Genomic DNA, 21,040 nt, shown 5'->3' with positions numbered 1-21,040 from the left:
AAATAGCCGTGAAACCTTTGTGACAGCAGACGAGTGGGTTAGGATCGCACCCCGAAATGGTGCCGCCCGTTTGCGCGCCGACCTTATAAGAATCGTTCAGGGGACTTGATGATGAAAAAGTATCTTTCGATGCTGCTGCTAGGCGTCACCGCGCTGGTCGCGGTCAATGCGGCCCAGGCCGGCGCCATCGATGATGCGGTCAAGCGCGGCACGCTGAAAGTCGGCATGGACCCGACCTACATGCCGTTCCAGATGACCAACAAGCGCGGCGAAATCATCGGTTTCGAAGTGGACATCCTCAAGGCCATGGCCAAGTCCATGGGCGTCAAGTTCGAACCGATCTCCACCGGCTACGACGGCATCATCCCGGCGCTGCTGACCAACAAGTTCGACATGATCGGCAGCGGCATGACCCTGACCCAGGAACGCAACCTGCGCCTGAACTTCAGCGAACCCTTCATCGTGGTCGGCCAGACCCTGCTGATCCGCAAGGAGCTGGAAGGCACTATCAAGTCCTACAAAGACCTGAACGACGAGAAATACCGCCTGACCTCCAAGCTCGGCACCACCGGTGAGATGGTCGCCAAGAAGCTGATCTCCAAGGCCAAGTACCACGGCTACGACAACGAGCAGGAAGGCGTGCTGGACGTGGTCAACGGCAAGGCCGATGCTTTTGTGTATGACGCGCCTTACAACGTGGTTGCCGAGAAGAAAGTCGGTAACGGCAAGCTGGTATACCTCGAAGAACCCTTCACCTTCGAACCCCTGGCGTTCGGCCTGAAAAAAGGCGACTACGACAGCATCAACTTCATCAACAACTTCCTGCACCAGATCCGTAACGACGGCACCTACGATCGCATCCATGACAAGTGGTTCAAGAGCTCCGAGTGGCTCAAGGACATGGAATAAGCGCTGATCCAGAACCTGTAGGAGCGAGCTTGCTCGCGAATATCGCCAACGATGACGCGGGAAACCTGACATCCCGTGGCGCTCTCAGGTTTTTCGCGAGCAAGCTCGCTCCTACAAGTGCGACACACTCCGAGAGTTGAAATGAAACAGAAAAAAGCCCAATGGCCCTGGCACCTGCTGACTGTGGTCGTGCTGGTCGGCCTGGCTGGCGCCTTGTACTACGCCACCTCGTTGATGTCCTACGAGTGGCGCTGGAATCGCGTGCCGCAGTACTTCGCCTACCAGGCTGAAACTTCCCAGCGCGCCGCTGATGTCTCCACCGTTGTCGAGTTGGTACGCAAAGGCGATGTCGCCGAAGTGACCCTGCGCAACGACGCAGGCGCCGAGCAGAAGCTGACCGTTGCCGACAACAGCCTGCAAGTGGCGCGTGGCGACGATGTGGCCGAAGGCGACGTGGTGGGCGTGACCCGCCATTGGGCGCTGGGCCCGCTGATGTGGGGGTTGTGGACCACGTTGTGGCTGTCGGTGGTGTCGGGCATCCTGGGCCTGGCGATAGGTTTGGCGACCGGCTTGTGCCGGTTGTCCAGCAACCCGACCTTACGAGATCTGTCGACGATCTACGTCGAGCTGGTGCGCGGTACGCCGCTATTGGTGCAGATCTTCATTTTCTATTTCTTTATTGGCACGGTGCTCAACCTGTCCCGGGAATTTGCCGGGATCGCCGCACTGTCGCTGTTTACCGGCGCCTATGTAGCGGAAATCGTGCGCGCAGGTGTGCAGTCCATCACCCGCGGCCAGAATGAAGCCGCGCGGTCCTTGGGCCTGAGCGCGAGCCAGTCGATGCGCCATGTGGTACTGCCGCAAGCGTTCAAGCGCGTGTTGCCGCCATTGGCCGGGCAATTTATCAGCCTGGTAAAAGACACTTCGCTGGTCTCGGTGATTGCGATTACCGAACTGCTCAAAAGCGGCCGCGAAGTGATCACCACCTCGTTCTCGCCGTTTGAAATTCTGTTCTGCGTCGCAGGCCTGTACCTGCTGATCAACCTGCCGCTGTCGAAAATGGCCAGCCGGCTTGAGCGGAGGCTCGCGCAAAGTGATTGAAGTCCGCGATCTGGTAAAAGTCTTCGATACCCGTGGCCATGTGGTCCGTGCGGTCGACAACGTGACCACCCAGGTGGCCAAAGGCGAAGTGCTGGTGGTGATTGGCCCGTCCGGCTCCGGCAAGTCCACCTTCCTGCGCTGCCTCAATGGCCTGGAAGAATTCGACTCGGGTTCGGTGAGCATCGACGGCCTGCAACTGGCTGATCCAAAAACCGACGTGAACGCCTATCGCCGCGAAGTCGGTATGGTGTTCCAGCATTTCAACCTGTTCCCCCACATGACGGTGCTGGAAAACCTGTGCCTGGCGCAAAAAGTCGTGCGCAAGCGCAGCAAGAAGGAACGCGAGGCCAAGGCCCTGGCATTGCTGGAAAAGGTCGGAATCGCGCAGAAGGCCAACGAGTTTCCATCACGCTTGTCCGGTGGGCAGCAGCAGCGCGTCGCGATTGCCCGGGCTCTGGCGATGGACCCCAAGGTCATGCTGTTCGACGAGCCGACCTCGGCGCTGGACCCGGAAATGGTCGGCGAAGTGCTGGACGTGATGAAGACCCTGGCCTTGGAAGGCATGACCATGGTCTGCGTCACCCACGAAATGGGCTTTGCCCGTGAAGTGGCTGACCGGGTGCTGTTCTTCGACCATGGCAAACTGTTGGAAGACGCTGCCCCGGCCGCGTTCTTCGATGCGCCGAAGGACCCACGGGCCCAGGCTTTCCTGCGTCAGGTCCTATAGCCTGTTCCTGTGCGGGCTTGAAGCGGACGCTGGCATTGAGCAGCAAGCGGGTCAGCCGAGAAAACATGGCGACCTCCGAATCTGAAGAAGCGTTTCGCAACTAAGGAAACGCTAATTCGATTCGGCACACTGCTGGGCTGATAACTACGTAGGACGTTTCATAAAGTGTGGCTCAGATCCGGAAACGCCCCACCAGCGTTTGCAGATAAATCCCCAGGCGGGCCAGTTCTGCACTGGACGCGGCGGTTTCTTCACTGGCTGACGAGGTCTGCTCCGACACATCACGCACGTTCAACACGCTGCGGTTGATCTCTTCAGCCACCGCGCTTTGCTGCTCGGCGGCGGTGGCGATCTGCGAGTTCATCGCCTGGATGGTCGAGACCGTGCGGGTGATGCTCGCCAGGGCGCTGCCGGCACGACGGGTCAGTTCGACGCTGCTGTCGGTCAGGCCGCGGCTGTTGTCCATGATGGTCGCTACTTGCTGGGTGCCGCTTTGCAGGCCGACGATCAGCTCTTCGATCTCTTCGGTGGACTTCTGCGTGCGCTGGGCCAGGCTACGCACCTCGTCCGCCACCACGGCGAAGCCACGCCCGGCTTCCCCGGCGCGCGCAGCTTCAATCGCGGCGTTGAGGGCCAGCAGGTTGGTTTGCTGGGCGACGGACTTGATCACATCGAGCACGCTGCCGATCTTGTCGCTTTCGCGCTTCAGGTCGCCCATGGCGACCGTGGAGTTACCCACCTCGGTGGCCAGGCGTTCGATCTGGGCGATGGCTTCGCCGACGACCTTGTCGCCTTCTCGGGCCTGTTGGTCAGCCGCTACGGCGGCTTCAGAGGCTTCCTCGGCGTTGCGCGCGACTTCCTGCACAGTGGCGGCCATTTCGTTCATGGCGGTGGCGACCTGGTCGGTCTCGACCTTCTGGCTATTGACCCCGGCGCTGGTCTGTTCGGTCACGGCCGACAATTGCTCGGCAGCGCTGGCGATCTGAGTGACGCCGTCGCTGATACCGCCTATCAGCTCGCGCAGGCCGACGGTCATGCTTTGCATGGCCCGTTGCAGTTGGCCCAGTTCGTCCTGGCGTGTGGAGGTCAGGTTGTGGCTCAGGTCGCCGGAGGCGACGCGCTCCGCCACCTTGAGAGTCTGATTCAGCGGGATGACGATCTGGCGCGTGATCGCCCAGGCGGCCACCAAGCCGAAGATCAGCGCCAGCACGGTCGCCAGCAGCAAGAGTTGTTTGGCCTGCGCGGCGTCGGTATCGCGCACCACCGTTTGCGAGGTGGTGAGTTTTTCGCTGTGAGCTAGCAGGATGTCGCCCTGGGCGCTCATGACTTTCAGCGCCTCGGCGGCAGCGGTCTGGGAGTCACGGTATTGGCTGACGGCCGCGCGGTAGGCTTGCAACGAGGTGCTGGCCTCCTGCAGATTGGCCTGGTACTGCGCGGGCAGTTGGCCTTCCAGCTCGGTGATTTTCTTCACCGCGTTATCAATGGCGTCGAGGGCCGGTTGTTCAGCCTCGACTTTGGCGCTGTAGGTATAGCCGCGCACTTGGAAGCGCGCTTGCTGAATCAGTTTGCTCAGGTCGACCACGCTGTTGAACTGCGTGACGCTGTCACCTTGCAGCAGGCTTTTCTCGACCTCGCTGACCTTCGCCACGGCGTTGTCGGCGGTGTCGCCCAGTTTGCTGCGCGCACCTTCGCGTTTGAGCCCGGCCTGGACCATGGCGGCAAAGGCCTTTTTGTATTGGTTCAAGGCGTCTTGTTGCTGTTCCACAAGGGCCTTGTCGCCGGGTTGCTCGATCAGGTCGGCGGCGGTTTTGAGGCCACTGTCCAGCTTGGTGATCAGGCTATTGACCGCGTCGGTGCCTTGTTCGCCGCGCCGCATTTCGAAGTCCAGGCGCGCCAGGCGCAAGTCCTTGGTCAGGCCGTTGAGGCTGGAGATATAGCCCAGTTTGTCACCGCGACTGATCACGTCGCCTAGGCCGGTCCAGCCGGTGAAGGTGATCATCAACGTGAGCAGCAATACCAGGCCGAAGCCCACGCCGAGTTTGGTTTTGACGCTGACATTCCCCAGCTTTTCGGCTAACCAACGATACATGCTGCGAACTCCCCTGGAACAAGGCTTGGACTTATTAAGAGCTTATCGGCAGCGTAGGTGAGTTCTGTAGCAACAAGGTCGAATGTCGGAGAGGGTTTGTGTGGTGAGCGGGCTTGCCCCGCGCTGGGTGGCGGAGCCGCCCTAAACCCAGGCATCGCGGTCTTGCTGATACACTGCGGCATCCTTGTTGGGGCCGCTGCGCAGCCCAGCGCGGGGCAAGCCCGCTCACCACAAAAAGCCCATCCATCCGGAGTAAGCGGGGTTAGAACAAGCGGGCGAGCAGGGCGGTGACGGCGGTTTCGACGCGCAGGATGCGGGCGCCGAGTTGTACCGGCTGCAACCCGGCCTTGGCCAGCAGGTCCACTTCGTAGGGAATCCAGCCGCCCTCGGGACCAATCGCCAGGGTCACTGGCTCGTCGAGGCCGCGGGGGCAGTCTGGATAGTCGCCAGGATGACCGACCAGGCCCAGGGTGCCTTCAACCAGTGCCGGCAGGCGGTCTTCGACGAACGGCTTGAAGCGTTTTTCGATGATGATCTCGGGCAGCACCGTGTCCCGCGCCTGTTCCAGGCCGAGGATCAATTGCTCGCGAATCGCTTCGGGTTCCAGAAACGGGGTTTGCCAGAAGCTCTTTTCGACGCGGTAGCTGTTGAGCAGCACCACCTTGGGCACGCCCATGGCGGCGACGGTCTGCAACACTCGACGCAGCATCTTCGGGCGTGGCAGGACCAGCAGCAGGGTCAGTGGCAGCTTGGCCGGTGGCGGCTGGTCGAAGCTGACTTGCAGCTCGGCTTCGGTGGCTTCCAGGCGCAGCAGTTGCGCATTGCCCATCAATCCACCGATGCGGCCAACACGCAGGCTGTCGCCGACGGCGGCGCGGTGGACTTCCTGCATGTGCACCAGGCGTCGATCACGCAGCACCACACGGTCGGCCGCGATGAAGTCGGCCTCTTCAAGGAGCAGCAGGTTCACGGCTGGGTCGCTGGCGGCTGGTCGTCGTCGGGCTGGTCATCCGGGTGTTCGCCGCGCTTGCTGATCAAACCGCTGAATAGGATGCCGATTTCGAACAGCATCCACATGGGCACGGCCAGCAGGGTCTGGGAGAAGATGTCCGGTGGCGTAAGGATCATGCCGACCACGAAGCAGCCGATGATCACGTACGGGCGGATCTTCTTCAGGTACGCCACGTTGACCACGCCGATCCATACCAGCAGCACCACGGCCACCGGGATTTCGAAGGCCACGCCGAAGGCGAAGAACAGCGTCATCACAAAGTCGAGGTAGCTGGTGATGTCGGTCATCATTTCCACGCCGGCCGGGGTGGCGGCGGCGAAGAATTTGAAGATCAGCGGGAACACCAGGAAGTAAGCGAATGCCATGCCGGTGTAGAACAGCAGGATGCTCGACACCAGCAGCGGCACGGCGATGCGCTTCTCATGCTTGTACAGGCCCGGCGCGATAAAGCCCCAGATCTGGTGCAGGATCACCGGGATCGCCAGGAACAGCGAGACCATCATGGTCAGCTTCAACGGCGTGAGGAACGGCGACGACACGTCGGTGGCGATCATCGTCGCACCGGCCGGCAGGTACTGGCGCAGCGGCGTGGAGACGAAGGTGTAGATCTGCTGGGTAAAGGCGAACAACCCGGCAAAGATGATGAAGATGGCCGCTACGCAACGCAGCAGGCGGGTACGCAGCTCGGTGAGGTGCGAGACCAGCGGCATATGCTGGTCGTTTTCCGGTTTATCAGCGCTCATGGGGCTCGCGGCGGCAATGTAGGGTCATGGGGCGCGGGCGACGCGGTGGGCGTCGGCGCAGGCTCGGTGGGCGCGATCGGTGCCACGGGGGCGGCTTCGGCAACAGGCGCGATGCTGTTTTGAGCCACAGGCTCCGCCGGTTTGGCGGGCTCCTGCACCGGTGACAGAATCTTGCGGGCTTCCTGTTCCAACGAAAGGATGTGCTCGTTGTGCAGTTGCCGACGGATCTCGTCGGCGCCGATTTCCCGTTCAACTTCCTGTTTGATAGCGTTGAAACTGCGTTTCAGGCGCCCGATCCACAGGCCGGCCGTACGTGCTGCACCGGGCAGGCGTTCCGGCCCCAGTACCAGCAAGGCTACGAGGCCGACGAGCAGCAGTTCAGAGAAGCTGATACCAAACATTAGTCAGTGCTCACGAGTCTTTGCGGGTCGGCTCTTCGACTTTCTCAGCCTGAACGTCGAACGTACGGCGCTCGGTGATCGGCTGGGTGGCCTGCGGGTGCACAGGCTGCGCCGGAGGCACCGGATTTACAGCCGGGTCGGCCGGTTTCTCGTCGTCGTTCATGGCTTTACGGAAGCCCTTGATCGATTCGCCCACGTCGGTGCCCAAATTCTTGAGTTTCTTGGTGCCGAACACCAGTACCACCACCACCAGAATGACGATCCAGTGTTTCCAGTCAAAAATGCCCATGCTGCAAATCCTCTAGTCTTGGTTATTCAGGCCGACGGGCGCGAGGCTTTCTCGGCATGCCCGGACAAGCCGAAGCGTCGGTCCAGTTCATCCAGCACAGCCTGCGGATGCTGCCCCAGTTGGGCGAGCATGACCAGGCTATGGAACCACAAGTCAGCGGTCTCGTAGATTACATCGCTGTAATCACCGCTGATTTGCGCGTCCTTGGCTGCAATGATGGTCTCGACGGATTCTTCGCCGAGTTTCTCCAGGATCTTGTTCAAACCCTTGTGGTACAGGCTAGCGACGTAGGAACTGTCGGCATCCGCGCCTTTGCGGTCTTCCAGCACCTGGGCCACGCGGTTCAGGGTATCGCTCATGTCTAGTGTCCTGCCGAGTAGATGGCGTGCGGGTCTTTGAGCACCGGCTCGACAACTTTCCATTCGCCGTTCTCGAACACGCGATAGAAGCAGCTGTGACGGCCGGTGTGGCAGGCGATGTCGCCGATCTGCTCGACCTTGAGGATCACCACGTCGGCGTCGCAGTCGATGCGCATCTCGTGCAGGGTCTGCACGTGCCCGGACTCTTCGCCCTTGCGCCACAGTTTGCCACGCGAGCGTGACCAATAGATGGCGCGCTGCTCAGTGGCGGTGAGGCTCAGGGCCTCGCGGTTCATCCAGGCCATCATCAGCACGCGCCCGGTCTTGTAGTCCTGGGCAATGGCCGGCACCAGGCCGTCACTGTCCCATTTGATCTCGTCCAGCCAGTCTTTCATGTTCGGCTCCGGCAATTTGCGACAGTGTATAACCGGATTGGCTATCGACGCACGATCAGATAAACACCCACCGCGACCATGATGCCAGCCGGCCAGTGGCCCAGTTGGTTCAGCGGGCCACCGATGGCCAGCATCACCCCGCCGACCAGGTGCGCAGCACCCAGCAGGCGCAGGAACCAGTCGTCCTTGCGCTGCTTCCAGGGCGGCGCCGGGTCCTTGGCGTGGGGCTGGGACATGCGCTCCAGCAGGTCGCGAGTCATGTTGGCCAGGTGCGGCAGTTGTTCCATCTGGCTATGCAGGTTGCCCAGCACGGTTTTCGGGCTCATGCGTTCGCGCATCCAGCGTTCGAGGAACGGCTGGGCGGTGTTCCACAGGTCCAGGTCCGGGTACAGCTGGCGGCCCAGTCCTTCGATGTTCAACAGGGTTTTTTGCAGCAATACCAGCTGTGGCTGCACTTCCATGTTGAAGCGTCGCGCGGTCTGGAACAGGCGCATCAGCACCTGGCCGAAGGAAATATCTTTTAACGGTTTTTCAAAGATCGGCTCGCACACGGTACGGATCGCCGCTTCGAATTCGTTGAGCTTGGTTTCCGCCGGCACCCAGCCTGAATCAATGTGCAACTGCGCCACACGGCGATAGTCGCGCTTGAAGAAGGCGAACAAGTTGCGGGCCAGGTAGTCCTGGTCTTCGGGGGTCAGGCTGCCGACGATGCCGCAGTCGATCGCAATGTACTGCGGGCTCCACGGGTTCACGGTGCTGACAAAGATGTTGCCGGGGTGCATGTCGGCGTGGAAGAAACTGTCGCGGAACACCTGGGTGAAGAAGATCTCCACGCCTCGCTCGGCGAGCATCTTCATGTCGGTGCGCTGGTCGGCCAGGGTCGCGAGGTCGGTGACCTGCACGCCGTAGATGCGCTCCATCACCAGCACTTTGGGGCGGCACCAGTCCCAGTAAACTTGGGGTACGTACAGCAGCGGCGAGCCTTCAAAGTTGCGCTTGAGCTGGCTGGCGTTGGCGGCTTCGCGCAGCAGGTCGAGTTCGTCGTAGATGGTCTTTTCGTAGTCGGCGACCACGTCTACCGGGTGCAGCAGCCGCGCATCGGCCGAGAAACGCTCGGCGGCGCGGGCGAGGATGAACAGCCACGCCAGGTCCTGGCCGATGATCGGCTTGAGACCCGGGCGAATCACCTTCACCACCACTTCTTCGCCGGTCTTGAGTTGCGCCGCGTGGACCTGGGCCACAGAGGCCGACGCGAGAGGCGCGACGTCGAAGCGGCTGAAGACTTCGCTGATTTTCTTGCCCAGTTGCTCTTCGATCAACGCCATTGACTGCTGCGAATCGAACGGCGGCACGCGGTCCTGCAGCAGCATCAGCTCGTCGGCGATGTCTTCAGGCAGCAAGTCGCGGCGGGTCGAGAGGATCTGCCCGAACTTGATGAAGATTGGCCCCAGGTCCTGCAACGCCAGGCGCAGGCGCGCGCCACGGCTCAGCTCCAGCTTCTTGCGCGGCAACCAGCGCCACGGCAGCACATAGCGCACTGCCAGCAGGAACCACGGCAGGGGCAGGGCGAACAGCAGGTCATCGAGTTGGTAGCGGATTACGACGCGCTGGATACGAAACAAACGGCGGACGGCGAGCAGCTTCATGCGTTATCGCTTGGATCAAGGGAACGGCTTAGGCGCTCGAAGCGGGCCTCTAGGCGTTCCAGGTCGATTTTGGCCTTGTCGAGTTCACGAAAGCGCGCTTGCGCCTCACGTTCTCCGACCAGGGTGCGCGATTCTTCGCTCAGGTATTCGGCGAGGTTCTGGTTGAGGCTGGCAAACCCCTGCTGGTACCAGCGCGAACGGCTGCGCAGGTGCCCGCTGATCAACTGGGTGGCGACGGGGCCGATCCAGCGTGACAGCTCGTATTCCCAGTCCAGTTCCAGGTCCTGCAGCACGGCAGCCAGGTCCATCAGCACCGAGCTGTCGCCTTCCAGCTCCACTTCGGCGCTGTGCAGGATGGCGGTCTTGTTGCGGCTCAGGGCCAGGTGCAACAGGCTCGACGCCGGCGCACGCAGGGTGCAATCGGCGTCGGCGGCCCATTGGGTCGCGAGCATCAGGCCTTCATCGCTGGGCAGGATAAACAGCTGCAAGGCTGGGCTGCGGCAGTCGACGGCAATCACCTTGCCGTTGAGGTGCGCAAGCCGCGCCAGGGCGGTGCTGTCCAGGCGCAGCACACGGTTGAGACCGTGTTCAACGCTGGCGAGAAGGCTGGCGAGCAGCATCAGGGCTTGATGCCGCGGTGCAGGGCGACGATACCCGAGGTCATGTTGTGGTAGGTCACGCGGTCGAAACCGGCTTCTACCATCATCGACTTCAGCGTTTCCTGGTCGGGGTGCATGCGGATCGATTCGGCCAGGTAGCGATAGCTGTCCGGGTCGTTGAGCACCAGTTTGCCTACCAGTGGCATAAAGGCAAACGAGTACGTGTCGTAGACCTTGGACATCACCGCGTTGGTCGGCTTGGAGAACTCCAGCACCAACAGGCGACCACCCGGCTTGAGCACGCGCAGCATCGAGCGGATCGCGTCTTCCTTGTGGGTGACGTTGCGCAAGCCGAAGGCGATGGTCACGCAGTCGAAATGGTTGTCCGGGAACGGCAGCTTTTCGGCGTCGGCCTGGACGAACTCGATATTGCCGGCCACGCCTTTATCCAGCAGGCGATCGCGACCGACCTTGAGCATCGAACTGTTGATGTCGGCCAATACGACTTGGCCAGTCGGGCCAACCAGCTTGGAAAACTTGGCCGCCAGGTCACCTGTGCCGCCGGCGATGTCCAGCACACGGTTGCCAGGGCGAACACCCGACAACTCGATGGTGAAGCGCTTCCACAGGCGGTGCATACCGCCCGACAGCACATCGTTCATCAGGTCGTACTTGGCCGCCACGGAGTGGAACACCTCAGCGACTTTTTCCGCTTTCTGGCTTTCCGGGACGTTCTTGAAGCCGAAGTGAGTGGTGGGTTCGGCATCGCTGCCTTTGCGCTGATCAGTCATATCGCTGTCACCAAAAGAGAATGCGGGACATGATAATCCCCAAGGCCTGCTTTGTCTTGGCAAGGCTGCAGGTAAGATGGGTGGTCACCGAGACCTTTTGCCGCATCGAAGGTATTCACGTCCCTATAAAGAGGAGTCATTGCAATGGCCCGTATAACCGTTGAGCGCGCACATTCCCTGGGTAAAGAAGGCGCGCGGGCAAAGGCCGACAAGTTGGCGCTCAAACTCAAAGAGCAATATGGCCTGGAGCCGTCATGGTCCGGCGATACCTTGAACCTCAAGCGTTCGGGGGTTAAGGGCGCGGTATTAGTCACTGAAGATTCGTTGCGCATCGATGTGGAACTGGGCCTGTTGATGTCGGCCATGAGTGGCACCATCAAGTCCGAAATCGAAAAAGCCCTGGATAAAGCCTTGGTGTGATCCGTCTGTTCTTAGGGTGCCGATTCTAATTTTACAGCCTACTTTGTGCCCAAGCCCTCAACTCCTGTGGGCCGTTCCTCCACCCTATTCTGCGTGAGGTGCACCATGGCCAAAGTTATCCTGAAGAAAAAAATCGACGCCCAGACCACTCCCCTGAGCGAGGTTAAATCCTACGCCCGCAAGATCTGGCTGGCAGGACTTGGTGCTTATGCCAAGGTCGGAAGCGAGGGCGGCGAGTACTTCAAAGAGCTGGTTAAGACCGGTCAACATGTTGAAAGTAAAGGTAAAAAAGTTGCAGTTGAACAACTTGAAGCCGCCAACAGTCAGATTGACCAAGTAAAGAGTAATGTCTCCGCCGTCAAAGGTCTGGTAGAAGTTCAGCTTGATAAAGTTGAAAAAGCTTTTGACACTCGTGTTGCCAGTGCCTTGAATCGAATCGGCATTGCGTCTAAACATGACGTTGAGACACTCTCTGCTAAGCTCGAAGAGCTGACGACATTGCTAGAACGTGTCGCGCGTAAACACTAAGGAGACATCGGGATGGCTGTTAAAAAGACTACTCAGAAAGAAGGCAGCTCGTGGGTCGGGGAAGTTGAAAAATATTCCCGTAAGATCTGGCTTGCTGGTTTAGGCGTGTACTCGAAGGTTAGCAGTGACGGCGGCAAATACTTCGAGACTTTGGTCAAGGACGGCGAGAAAGCCGAGAAGTTGACCAAAACCACGGTTGGTAAAAAAGTTGAAGCCGCCAAGGCAACTGCCGGCTCCGCCAAGTCGAGCATTTCTGACACGTGGGGCAAGTTGGAAGAAACTTTCGACAAACGCCTCAACAGTGCCATTTCGCGACTGGGCGTGCCGAGTAAGGCAGAGTTGAAGACGCTGCACAGCAAGGTCGATACCTTGACCAAGCAAATCGAAAAACTCACCGGCGCTAAAGTGGCACCCGCGAAAACGGCTGCTGCAAAACCGGCGGCCAAGCCAGCGGCTAAAACCGCAGCGGCCAAACCGGCTGCGAAACCTGCGGCCAAGCCTCTGGTAAAAGCTGCCGCCAAGCCGGCTGCAAAACCCGCTGCCAAGGCTGCTGCTAAACCAGCCGCCAAGCCAGCTGCCAAAACCGCAGCAGCTAAACCGGCCGCCAAACCGGCTGCCAAACCAGTGGCTGCTAAAGCTGCTGCCAAGCCTGCCGCTAAGCCAGCCGCAAAACCTGCAGCCAAGGCCGCTGCCAAACCAGCCGCCAAGCCTGCCGCCAAAACCGCTGCAGCAAAACCCGCTGCCAAACCTGCCGCCGCGAAACCAGCCGCCAAACCTGCTGCAGCCAAGCCAGCGGCAAAACCCGCTGCCGCGAAAAAGGCTGCTGTAGCGAAAAAACCAGCAGCACCCAAGCCTGCTGCTGCCGCCAAGCCTGCTACTGCGCCAACCGCTTCCACAGCCAATTCGGTTTCCGCACCGACCCCTACTGTGACCCCGACTGCAACGCCGGCAACCCCGACGCCATCCAGTCAGTCCTGATTTTTCTCAGGATACAAAAAATGCCCGGCCTGCAAAGGTCGGGCATTTTTTATGGGGCTACTTTCAACGGCACACCACATCCAAATGTGGGAGCGAGCAAGCCCGCTCCCACAATTTCAGACGGTGTCATCCAGATATTTCAGCGCGAACTTCTCGGTTGCCAGTCGTGCCGGCGCCAGCAAATGCGGCGCCACCAGCATCATGATCTGGTAGACCACCACCTGCACCTCGCCTTCACGATCAAGAATCCGCTGGTAATCCAACGAAAACAGCAGCGTCATGGTGATCTGCTCCACCAGTTGCCCCAGGGCCTGGGTGCTGCTGGCCAACTGACCCGCCGCCTTCAGTCGCGCCAGCAAAGACGCCAGTGTCCGCTTGAGCGCCGTCAGCAAGTTGCGAATGCCCTTGGCCAGCTTCGGCAAACGTCCCGCCAGGTTCGACAAGTCCTGGAACAAGAACCGGTAATGCGCCATGCGCTCGACGATCAGGTGCAGGAACAGCCAGTAATCCTCGGCTTCCAGTTGCGCTTCCGCTGGTGGGTCGAGCAGGGGCGCCAGCTCATTCTGGAAACGCTCGAACAACCCGAGCACCAGCGGCTCCTTGCCATGAAAGTGGTAGTAGAGGTTGCCGGGGCTGATCCCCATTTCATTGGCCACCTCCATGGTCGACACATTCGGCTCGCCCTTCTGGTTGAACAACTGCAGGGCACATTCAAGGATACGATCGCGGGTCTTCATCCAGTCTTCTTAATGTGATCGTTGAGCTCAGCGCACGCGCACGTAGGTGCCGGGTGCCGCTTCCATCGGTGGGTAGTTCTGGTTGCCCAGGGCAGTAAGGGTTTCCCGTTGCACGCCCGAGCGCTGCTGGATCCACGCCAGCCACAGCGGCCACCAACTGCCGTCGACGTGATTGGCGTCGTAGTACCAGGCGCGCGGGTCGCTGCTCAGCTTGGGGTTTTCGACGTAGTTAGCCTTGGGGTTGCCCGGCGGGTTGAGGATGCTCTGGATATGCCCGCTGTTGGACAGCACGAAGCGCCGTTCGCCGCCCAGCAATTGGGTGGAGCGATACACCGCATCCCACGGCGTGATGTGGTCGTTGATGCCCGCCACGCTGAAGCTGTCTACCGTGACCTTCTGCAAATCGATCGGTGTGCCGCACACTTCCAGGCCACCGGGATGGCTCAGCGGGTTGTGTTTGAAGAAGTCCAGCAGGTCGCCATGCAGCGCTGCCGGCAGTCGCGTGTTGTCGTTGTTCCAGTACAGGATGTCGAAGGCCGGCGGTTCCTTGCCCAGCAAGTAGTTGTTGATCCAGTAGTTCCAGATCAGGTCATTGGGCCGCATCCACGCGAACACCTTGGCCATGTCGCGACCGTCCAGCACGCCTTGTTGATAGGACCGGCGCTTGGCGGCTTCCAGGGTCTGCTCGTCGGCGAACAGGGTGGCGGGGCTGTCGATCTGGCTGTCCAGCAGGCTCACCAGGTAACTGGCGCTGGAGATGCGGCGCAGCTGGCGCTTGGCTTGCAGGTGGCCTTGCAGCGCGGCGATGGTCAGGCCGCCGGCGCAGGCGCCCATCAGGTTGACTTCACGGGCACCGGTGATCGCGCGGCACACGTTGAGTGCTTCCTCCAACGCAGCGACGTAGGTGGACAAGCCCCATTCGCGATGCCGCACATCCGGGTTGCGCCAACTGACCATGAAGGTCTGCAGGCCGTTTTTCAGGGCGTACTGCACGAAGCTATTAGCGGGGCTCAAGTCGAAAATGTAGTACTTGTTGATTTGCGGCGGCACGATCAGCAGCGGCTTGGCGTATTGCTTTTCGCTCATGGGCTTGTACTGGATCAGCTCCAGCAGCTCATTGCGAAACACCACGGAGCCGGGGGTGGTGGCGACCGTCTTGCCGACTTCGAAGGCGTGCTTGCTCACCTGGCGCGGCAGGCCATTGTTGTGCAGCAGGTCTTCGAACAGGTTGGTCACACCGCGCACCACGCTGTTGCCGCCGGAGTTGAGCAGCTCCTTGATCGCCAGCGGGTTGAGCAGGGTGTTGGAAGGGGAGACCGCATCGTTGATCAACGAGAAAGCAAAATGCGCACGGGCGCGGTCATCGGCGCTCAGGTTGCTGTCATCGATCCAGTGACGGGTCTGCTTCTGCCAGCTCAGATAGGCTTGCAGGCTGCGCCGGTACAGTGGGTTGAGCTTCCAGGTGGGGTCGGTGAAGCGGCCGTCGTTGGGGTTGGGTTCGTGCACGGTTTCACCGAGCAGCACGCGACCCAGTTGACCGCTCAACGCCCAGGCATGCCGAACGGTATGCACCGGGTTGCGCAAGCCATGGGCGGCCACGCTGCGCAGGGTCGACAGCAGGTCTCGACCGCGCAGGCCGGTGATCGCATTTTGCGCATTGATGAACGCGGCAGGGGTTGGCGCCGGGTTCGTCACGGGTCTTTCTCGCATGAGCCAACACTCCTTCGTCAAGCCATCAAACAGGCACGCCAATTCAGAACCATAGCCGGTTCTTGGCAAGTTGCGCGGCGGTGTGGTCCTTACACGGCCGGTCGCGGATGGATCACCGCGCGCATGCGCTCCTCTTCTAGAAACTTCATGATGATCGGCGCCACGGCCTCCGCCCGGGTGATCAGGAACAGGTGGCCGTCATCGATGATGTGCAACTGTGCGTTGGGAATGCGCCAGGCCAGCATGCGCATGTTGATCAGCGGGATCAGCGGGTCGTCGTCCCCCGCCAGCACCAGGGTGGGTTGGCGGATCTTGTGCAGCCAGTGGATGCTGGTCCAGCCCAGCCCGGCGAATAGCTGCCAGTAATAACCGAGCTTGCCAGCCGAACGCACTTTGCTCGCGTGTTCGGCGGCCAGTTGTGAGTCGCGGCGGAACGACCCCCCGTAGATCATCGGTGCAATGCGCACCACATGGGACGGTTGAATGTAACGGCGCGGACTTGCCATCAGCCACAACACTTTCGGTTTGCCCGGCACCATCACCGCACCTGCCGCCGTGGCCGCCAGGATCAGCTTCTTGCAGCGTTCCGGGTAGTCGTAGGCAAACTGCTGCGCCAACGCGCCGCCCCAGGACACGCCCACCGCGTTCACTTGGCCATAGTCCAGGTAATCGAGCATGCGTGCAGTGAGCTTGGCCAGACCGGGAAAGCGGTATGGCCGATTGGGCGTGGATGAACCGCCCACTCCGGGCACATCGAACGCGATCACTTCCAGGTCCGGGTCCAGCGCCTGGACGAACGGAAACACCAATTCAAGGTTGGCGCCGATGCCATTGAAGATCAGCAACGGCGTCAAGTGAGGCTTGCCCGGGCGCACCGCCGTGCGGATGGCCTGGCCATCCAGGTCGATGGTGCGGAAGATGAACGGTTGCGGCATGGGAAAGCCCTGTCAGGTGGTGCGTAAGTCTTATGGGCGATGCGATCCATGTGGGAGCTGGCTTGCCTGCGATGGCATTCTTTCCGCCAGCCCATCAACAACTGACCCGCCGCTATCGCAGGCAAGCCAGCTCCCACAGTGACTGCATTTCAACCAAACATCTGCTTAACGTTCATGTACATAAGTGCCCGGCGCAGCTTCCGCTGCTGCGTAGGTCTTATTCCCCAAACTCGTCGGCGCTTTCTTCAACTTACCCGCCCGCTCCGCCTGCCACGCCTGCCAATGCAGCCACCACGAATCGGTGTGCTTGGTGGCATTCTCCTGCCAGTCCAGCGGTTTCGCCGTCAGGCTGTCGCTGGTCTGGTAACGCGCCTTGGGGTTGCCCGGCGGGTTGAGGATGCTTTGGATATGTCCGCTGCTGGACAACACGAACTCAACCTTGCCACCAAACAACTGCGCCGACTTGTAGCACGACTGCCACGGTGTGATGTGGTCATTGGTGCCGGCCAGTGAGTAGATATCGGCGGTGACCTGCTTGAGGTCGATGGGCGTGCCGCACACTTCCAGTGCGTTGGCTCGCACCAACGGGTTGTTCTTGAACAGCTCGATCAGGTCGCCGTGGAAGGCCGCCGGCAAACGTGTGGTGTCGTTGTTCCAGAACAGGATGTCGAACACCGGCGGTTCGTTACCCAGCAGGTAGTTATTGACCCAGTAGTTCCAGATCAGGTCGTTGGGGCGCATCCAGGCGAACACCTTGGCCATGTCGCGGCCTTCCAGCACGCCGGCCTGGTAGGAATGGCGCTTGGCCGCTTCCAGGGTCTGTTCGTCGACGAACAGCGCTACTTGGGTGTCCAGCGTCGTGTCGAGCACGCTTACCAGCAGGGTCAGGGCGTTGACCTTCTTCTCCCCAAGCGCCGCGTAGTGGCCGAGCAGTGCCGTGCAGGTGATGCCGCCGGAACAGGCGCCGAGCATATTCACATCTTTGCTGCCGGTAATCGCCGTGACCACATCCACCGCTTCCTTGAGCGCCTCGATATAGGTCGACAGGCCCCACTCGCGCTGAGCCTTGGTCGGGTTGCGCCAACTGACGATAAAAGTTTGCTGGTTATTGCGCAGGCAGAAGCGCGCCAGGCTCTTCTCCGGGCTCAGGTCGAATACATAGAATTTGTTGATCTGCGGCGGCACCACCAGCAGCGGGCGTTCGTGCACCTGTTCGGTGATCGGCTTGTACTGGATCAGCTCCAGCACATCGTTGCGAAACACCACCGCGCCTTCGGTCGTGCCCAGGGTCTTGCCCACTTCAAAGGCGCCCATGTTGACCTGGCTCGGCATGCCGCCGTTATGCACCATGTCCTTGGCCAGGTGGGACAAGCCATCGAGCAGGCTCTTGCCGCCGGTCTCGAAGAAGCGTTTGACCGCCGCCGGGTTGGCCGCGCTGTTGGTGGGGGCCATGGCTTCGGTCATCAGGTTGATCACGAAGTGGCCGCGGCTGATGTCCTGTTCCGACAGGTTGCTGTCGCCGATCCAGTCGTGCAGTTCCTTGCGCCACGCCAGGTAGGTTTGCAGATAGCGTTTGTAGAGCGGGTTCTGGCTCCAGGCCGGGTCCTGGAAACGACGGTCGTCGCTTTCGGGCGCCAGCGCTGATTTGCCGAACATCACGTTCTTCAACTCGACGCCAAAATGCGCGACGTGCTTGACGCTGTGCAGCGGTTGTTTGATGGCTTGGGTCAGCACCATCTTCGCCGAGGCGAGTAAATCCTTTTTACGTAACGCGATGATCGGGTTGAGCCCCAGGGTGTTTTCCGAGGCCTGGCGTTTCAAGTCATCGTTGTTCTTGTTACTCATCTACGACGCTCCATTGTCCGAAAGACGAGTACCGGGGACCGCTGCGCACCCAGTTTCGATACACAACACAAGCCTGGTACTGCGACTCGGGTGACCGTTGATACCGCATCGTCAAATGCAGGGAACTTGCCAATTCCATTGGTTACCCGAGTTTAATTTTTTTCGCAAGCGGACCAGTCGTTGGTCACGCGACAGGGCATTCAAGCAGATGAAATTAGAAAATGCCCTCTAAAGAGCAAGAGGCCTGGGCTAGAGCATCAGCCGTACGACCGACTGATCCGGATCGCGGGTTTTGCCGGCTGCTTTGAGTTCAGCCAGATAATCGGCCCACAACGCGTCCTGACGCACGGCCAGTTGGTAGAGGTAGTCCCAGGTGAACAGTCCGCTGTCATGGCCGTCGTCGAAGGTCAATTTCAGTGCGTACTGGCCGGCGGCTTCTACCTTGATCAACTTCACGTTGAGCTTGCCGAATTGCAGGATGGGTTTGCCATGCCCCTGGACCTCGGCGGAAGGCGAGTGGGTGCGCAGCAGTTCGGCGGGGAGTTGGTACACCTCGTCGGGCCCGTAGGTGAGGCCTAGGGTGTTGGAGGTTTTGTGCAGGTTTACAGCGGTGGGAAATTTAGTCATGGCGGGGATCCGTGCAGATCATGTAGGAGCCCGGCTTGCCGGCGATGGTGTTCTCAAGAACGCATCGCCGGCAAGCCGGGCTCCTACAAGGGGTTCACATGACTTACAGGATATAACGAGACAAGTCTTCGTTCTGTGCCAATTCGCCCAAGTGGCTGTTGACGTATTCAGCGTCGATCTTGATCTCTTCGCCATTCTGCGCGCCAGCCAAATCGCCAGCACTGAAGGACACCTCCTCCAGCAGACGCTCCAGCAAGGTGTGCAAACGACGGGCTCCGATGTTCTCGGTCTTCTCGTTGACCTGCCAGGCGATCTCCGCCAAGCGCTTGATGCCGTCCGGCTGGAACTCGATGCCCAGGCCTTCGGTTTTCAGCAGCTCACGGTATTGTTCGGTGAGCGACGCGTGTGGCTCGCTGAGGATGCGTTCGAAGTCGCCTGGGGTCAGCGCCTTGAGTTCCACGCGGATCGGCAGGCGGCCTTGCAGCTCCGGCACCAGGTCGCTTGGCTTGCTCAGGTGGAACGCACCGGAGGCGATAAACAGGATGTGGTCAGTCTTGACCATGCCCAATTTGGTGTTCACGGTGCAGCCTTCGATCAGCGGTAGCAGGTCGCGCTGTACGCCTTCGCGGGATACATCGACGCCGCCGGAGTTGCCGCGCTTGGCCACCTTGTCGATTTCGTCGATAAACACGATGCCGTGCTGCTCGACCGCTTCCAGGGCCTTGGCCTTGAGTTCTTCCTCATTCACCAGGCGCCCGGCTTCTTCGTCGCGCACCAGTTTCAAGGCTTCCTTCACCTTGAGCTTGCGGCTTTTCTTCTTGCCCTTGCCCATGTTGGCGAACAGGTTCTGCAACTGGCTGGTCATTTCCTCCATGCCAGGCGGGGCGGAGATATCGACGCCGGAGACTTCGGCGACTTCGATCTCGATTTCCTTGTCGTCCAACTGGCCTTCACGCAGGCGCTTGCGGAACAGCTGGCGGGTGTTGGAATCCGAGGCCGGCGCGGCGTCTTCGTTGAAACCCATGCGTGCCGGTGGCAGCAGGGCGTCGAGGATGCGTTCTTCGGCGGCGTCTTCGGCGCGGTGGCTGACCTTGGTCACTTCCTGTTCGCGCAGCATCTTCAGAGCGGCATCGGCCAGGTCGCGGATGATCGACTCGACGTCGCGGCCCACGTAGCCCACTTCGGTGAACTTAGTGGCTTCGACCTTGATGAACGGTGCATTGGCCAGCTTGGCCAGGCGACGGGCGATTTCGGTTTTACCGACGCCGGTAGGACCGATCATCAGGATGTTCTTAGGCGTCACTTCAACGCGCAGTTCTTCGGGCAGTTGCATCCGGCGCCAGCGGTTACGCAGCGCAATGGCTACGGCGCGCTTGGCATCGTCCTGGCCGATGATATGGCGGTTGAGTTCATGGACGATTTCGCGGGGAGTCATGGACATAGTGTTTGGCGGCCTCAAGCGGAATAAGCCTACGGCTTACTCGGCGAGGTCCTGCTCCTCAATGGTCTGGTTGTGATTGGTGAACACGCAGATATCACCGGCGATACCCAGGGCGGTCTCGACGATTTCGCGAGCCGACAGGTCGGTTTTCTTCAACAGTGCGCTGGCGGCCGCTTGGGCGTAGCCACCGCCGGAACCCATGGCGATCAGGCCATGCTCAGGCTCAACCACATCGCCGTTGCCGGTGATGATCAGGGAAGCGTCTTTGTTGGCGACGGCCAGCATGGCTTCCAGGCGGCTGAGGGAGCGGTCGGTGCGCCATTCTTTGGCGAGTTCAACCGCAGCGCGCACCAGGTGGCCCTGATGTTTCTCAAGTTGGCCTTCGAAGCGCTCGAAAAGGGTGAAGGCGTCGGCGGTAGCGCCGGCAAAGCCCGCGAGAACCTGGCCGTGGTACAGGCGGCGCACTTTCTTGGCGTTGCCTTTCATCACGGTATTACCCAGGGAAACCTGGCCGTCGCCGCCCATGACGACTTTGCCGTGGCGACGTACTGAAACGATGGTGGTCAAGGGGAGAGTCTCCACGCAGCGGGGCGAAAATGCCCTGATGGAAACTCATATGGGGGTGGCGGGGGGGATTTCAACCGTAGGAAATGTGGTGAGCAGGCTTGCTGTGGTGAGCGGGCTTGCCCCGCGCTGGGCTGCGAAGCAGCCCGACTATAAGCGCAGTGTTTTTTCAGACAGGCGGTTTTGCCCATTTT

23 protein-coding genes and 2 pseudogenes are annotated in these 21,040 nt (G+C 60.5%); 7 read left to right on the top strand and 18 right to left on the bottom strand.

Annotated elements, in window-relative coordinates:
- Positions 1-111 precede the first annotated feature (111 nt).
- The 4 genes and pseudogenes from ACP7C6_RS20780 to ACP7C6_RS20765 all read left to right on the top strand — a co-directional run bounded on the left by ACP7C6_RS20780 (position 112) and on the right by ACP7C6_RS20765 (position 2,737).
- A complete protein-coding gene (locus tag ACP7C6_RS20780; protein ID WP_025999974.1) occupies positions 112-909 on the top strand; it encodes a transporter substrate-binding domain-containing protein in 798 nt (265 codons plus the stop codon).
- Positions 906-1,025: pseudogene (locus ACP7C6_RS20775) on the top strand (outer membrane lipoprotein carrier protein LolA); the annotation flags it as partial. The gene ACP7C6_RS20780 and the pseudogene ACP7C6_RS20775, both read left to right, overlap by 4 nt.
- Before the next feature lie 25 nt (positions 1,026-1,050).
- A complete protein-coding gene (locus ACP7C6_RS20770) occupies positions 1,051-2,010 on the top strand; it encodes an amino acid ABC transporter permease (protein WP_426109181.1) in 960 nt (319 codons plus the stop codon).
- Entirely contained in the window at positions 2,003-2,737 is a 735-nt protein-coding gene (locus ACP7C6_RS20765) for an amino acid ABC transporter ATP-binding protein (protein WP_028615399.1), read from the top strand. The genes ACP7C6_RS20770 and ACP7C6_RS20765 overlap by 8 nt, the downstream gene beginning before the upstream one ends.
- Positions 2,738-2,909: 172 nt before the next feature.
- Here ACP7C6_RS20765 and ACP7C6_RS20760 read toward each other — a convergent pair whose 3' ends face one another.
- From ACP7C6_RS20760 to ubiE, 11 genes and pseudogenes are all read right to left on the bottom strand, one after another.
- Positions 2,910-3,623 (bottom strand): methyl-accepting chemotaxis protein, encoded by a 714-nt coding sequence (locus ACP7C6_RS20760; RefSeq protein ID WP_370468602.1) that lies wholly within the window; start codon positions 3,621-3,623, stop codon positions 2,910-2,912.
- Positions 3,624-3,767: 144 nt separating this feature from the next.
- Positions 3,768-4,736, bottom strand: a pseudogene (locus tag ACP7C6_RS20755) (methyl-accepting chemotaxis protein); the annotation flags it as partial.
- Positions 4,737-5,088: 352 nt separating this feature from the next.
- The gene (locus tag ACP7C6_RS20750; RefSeq protein WP_426109180.1) at positions 5,089-5,796 is read right to left on the bottom strand and encodes a 16S rRNA (uracil(1498)-N(3))-methyltransferase; all 708 of its coding nucleotides are present in this window, start codon (positions 5,794-5,796) and stop codon (positions 5,089-5,091) included.
- Positions 5,793-6,581 (bottom strand): twin-arginine translocase subunit TatC, encoded by a 789-nt coding sequence (tatC, locus tag ACP7C6_RS20745; RefSeq protein WP_010213805.1) that lies wholly within the window; start codon positions 6,579-6,581, stop codon positions 5,793-5,795. Before tatC ends, ACP7C6_RS20750 begins: the two co-directional genes overlap by 4 nt.
- Positions 6,578-6,982, bottom strand: coding sequence for a Sec-independent protein translocase protein TatB (gene tatB, locus ACP7C6_RS20740; protein ID WP_028615402.1), 405 nt, complete (start codon positions 6,980-6,982; stop codon positions 6,578-6,580). The genes tatC and tatB overlap by 4 nt, the downstream gene beginning before the upstream one ends.
- A 10-nt stretch (positions 6,983-6,992) precedes the next feature.
- The gene (locus ACP7C6_RS20735; RefSeq protein WP_016979166.1) at positions 6,993-7,271 is read right to left on the bottom strand and encodes a twin-arginine translocase TatA/TatE family subunit; all 279 of its coding nucleotides are present in this window, start codon (positions 7,269-7,271) and stop codon (positions 6,993-6,995) included.
- Between the two features lie 26 nt (positions 7,272-7,297).
- Positions 7,298-7,630: a phosphoribosyl-ATP diphosphatase gene (locus ACP7C6_RS20730; RefSeq protein WP_003187881.1), complete on the bottom strand. Its 333-nt coding sequence runs from the start codon at positions 7,628-7,630 to the stop codon at positions 7,298-7,300.
- 2 nt (positions 7,631-7,632) lie between these two features.
- Positions 7,633-8,025 (bottom strand): phosphoribosyl-AMP cyclohydrolase, encoded by a 393-nt coding sequence (gene hisI, locus ACP7C6_RS20725; protein ID WP_012721796.1) that lies wholly within the window; start codon positions 8,023-8,025, stop codon positions 7,633-7,635.
- Between the two features lie 41 nt (positions 8,026-8,066).
- Positions 8,067-9,671: a ubiquinone biosynthesis regulatory protein kinase UbiB gene (gene ubiB / locus ACP7C6_RS20720; protein WP_028615403.1), complete on the bottom strand. Its 1,605-nt coding sequence runs from the start codon at positions 9,669-9,671 to the stop codon at positions 8,067-8,069.
- Positions 9,668-10,291, bottom strand: coding sequence for a ubiquinone biosynthesis accessory factor UbiJ (locus ACP7C6_RS20715; protein WP_426109179.1), 624 nt, complete (start codon positions 10,289-10,291; stop codon positions 9,668-9,670). Before ACP7C6_RS20715 ends, ubiB begins: the two co-directional genes overlap by 4 nt.
- Positions 10,291-11,061, bottom strand: coding sequence for a bifunctional demethylmenaquinone methyltransferase/2-methoxy-6-polyprenyl-1,4-benzoquinol methylase UbiE (gene ubiE, locus ACP7C6_RS20710; RefSeq protein ID WP_016972732.1), 771 nt, complete (start codon positions 11,059-11,061; stop codon positions 10,291-10,293). Before ubiE ends, ACP7C6_RS20715 begins: the two co-directional genes overlap by 1 nt.
- A 144-nt stretch (positions 11,062-11,205) precedes the next feature.
- On the opposite strand from ubiE, the gene ACP7C6_RS20705 reads away from it, so the two are divergent.
- From ACP7C6_RS20705 to ACP7C6_RS20695, 3 genes are all read left to right on the top strand, one after another.
- Positions 11,206-11,481 (top strand): polyhydroxyalkanoic acid system family protein, encoded by a 276-nt coding sequence (locus ACP7C6_RS20705; protein WP_028615405.1) that lies wholly within the window; start codon positions 11,206-11,208, stop codon positions 11,479-11,481.
- A 105-nt stretch (positions 11,482-11,586) separates the two neighbouring features.
- Complete coding sequence (locus ACP7C6_RS20700; protein ID WP_236317534.1) at positions 11,587-12,009, top strand: phasin family protein; 423 nt, start codon at positions 11,587-11,589, stop codon at positions 12,007-12,009.
- Between the two features lie 12 nt (positions 12,010-12,021).
- Complete coding sequence (locus tag ACP7C6_RS20695; RefSeq protein WP_426109178.1) at positions 12,022-12,987, top strand: phasin family protein; 966 nt, start codon at positions 12,022-12,024, stop codon at positions 12,985-12,987.
- Between the two features lie 116 nt (positions 12,988-13,103).
- On the opposite strand, the gene ACP7C6_RS20690 is transcribed toward ACP7C6_RS20695, so the two are convergent.
- The 7 genes from ACP7C6_RS20690 to hslV form a co-directional block, all read right to left on the bottom strand.
- Positions 13,104-13,724: a TetR/AcrR family transcriptional regulator gene (locus ACP7C6_RS20690; RefSeq protein ID WP_426109177.1), complete on the bottom strand. Its 621-nt coding sequence runs from the start codon at positions 13,722-13,724 to the stop codon at positions 13,104-13,106.
- Between the two features lie 27 nt (positions 13,725-13,751).
- A complete protein-coding gene (gene phaC, locus ACP7C6_RS20685) occupies positions 13,752-15,434 on the bottom strand; it encodes a class II poly(R)-hydroxyalkanoic acid synthase (RefSeq protein WP_028615409.1) in 1,683 nt (560 codons plus the stop codon).
- 89 nt (positions 15,435-15,523) lie between these two features.
- Complete coding sequence (gene phaZ / locus ACP7C6_RS20680; protein WP_028615410.1) at positions 15,524-16,369, bottom strand: poly(3-hydroxyalkanoate) depolymerase; 846 nt, start codon at positions 16,367-16,369, stop codon at positions 15,524-15,526.
- Positions 16,370-16,534: 165 nt separating this feature from the next.
- Positions 16,535-18,214 (bottom strand): class II poly(R)-hydroxyalkanoic acid synthase, encoded by a 1,680-nt coding sequence (phaC, locus tag ACP7C6_RS20675; protein ID WP_305383421.1) that lies wholly within the window; start codon positions 18,212-18,214, stop codon positions 16,535-16,537.
- A 249-nt stretch (positions 18,215-18,463) separates the two neighbouring features.
- Positions 18,464-18,841, bottom strand: a complete 378-nt coding sequence (locus ACP7C6_RS20670) for a gamma-butyrobetaine hydroxylase-like domain-containing protein (RefSeq protein ID WP_028615412.1) — start codon at positions 18,839-18,841, stop codon at positions 18,464-18,466.
- A 103-nt stretch (positions 18,842-18,944) separates the two neighbouring features.
- A complete protein-coding gene (gene hslU / locus ACP7C6_RS20665; protein ID WP_028615413.1) occupies positions 18,945-20,282 on the bottom strand; it encodes an ATP-dependent protease ATPase subunit HslU in 1,338 nt (445 codons plus the stop codon).
- Positions 20,283-20,318: 36 nt separating this feature from the next.
- Positions 20,319-20,849 carry an ATP-dependent protease subunit HslV gene (hslV, locus tag ACP7C6_RS20660; protein WP_003171209.1) on the bottom strand — a complete coding sequence of 177 codons (531 nt, stop codon included), beginning with the start codon at positions 20,847-20,849 and terminating at the stop codon, positions 20,319-20,321.
- Positions 20,850-21,040: the final 191 nt, after the last annotated feature.

It is taken from the genome of Pseudomonas sp. TWR1-1-4, assembly GCF_049897165.1.
Classification (GTDB): Bacteria; Pseudomonadota; Gammaproteobacteria; order Pseudomonadales; family Pseudomonadaceae; genus Aquipseudomonas; species Aquipseudomonas canadensis.
The sequence above is the reverse complement of the archived record's forward strand: the minus strand, read 5'-3'. Positions and strand labels throughout refer to the sequence as shown.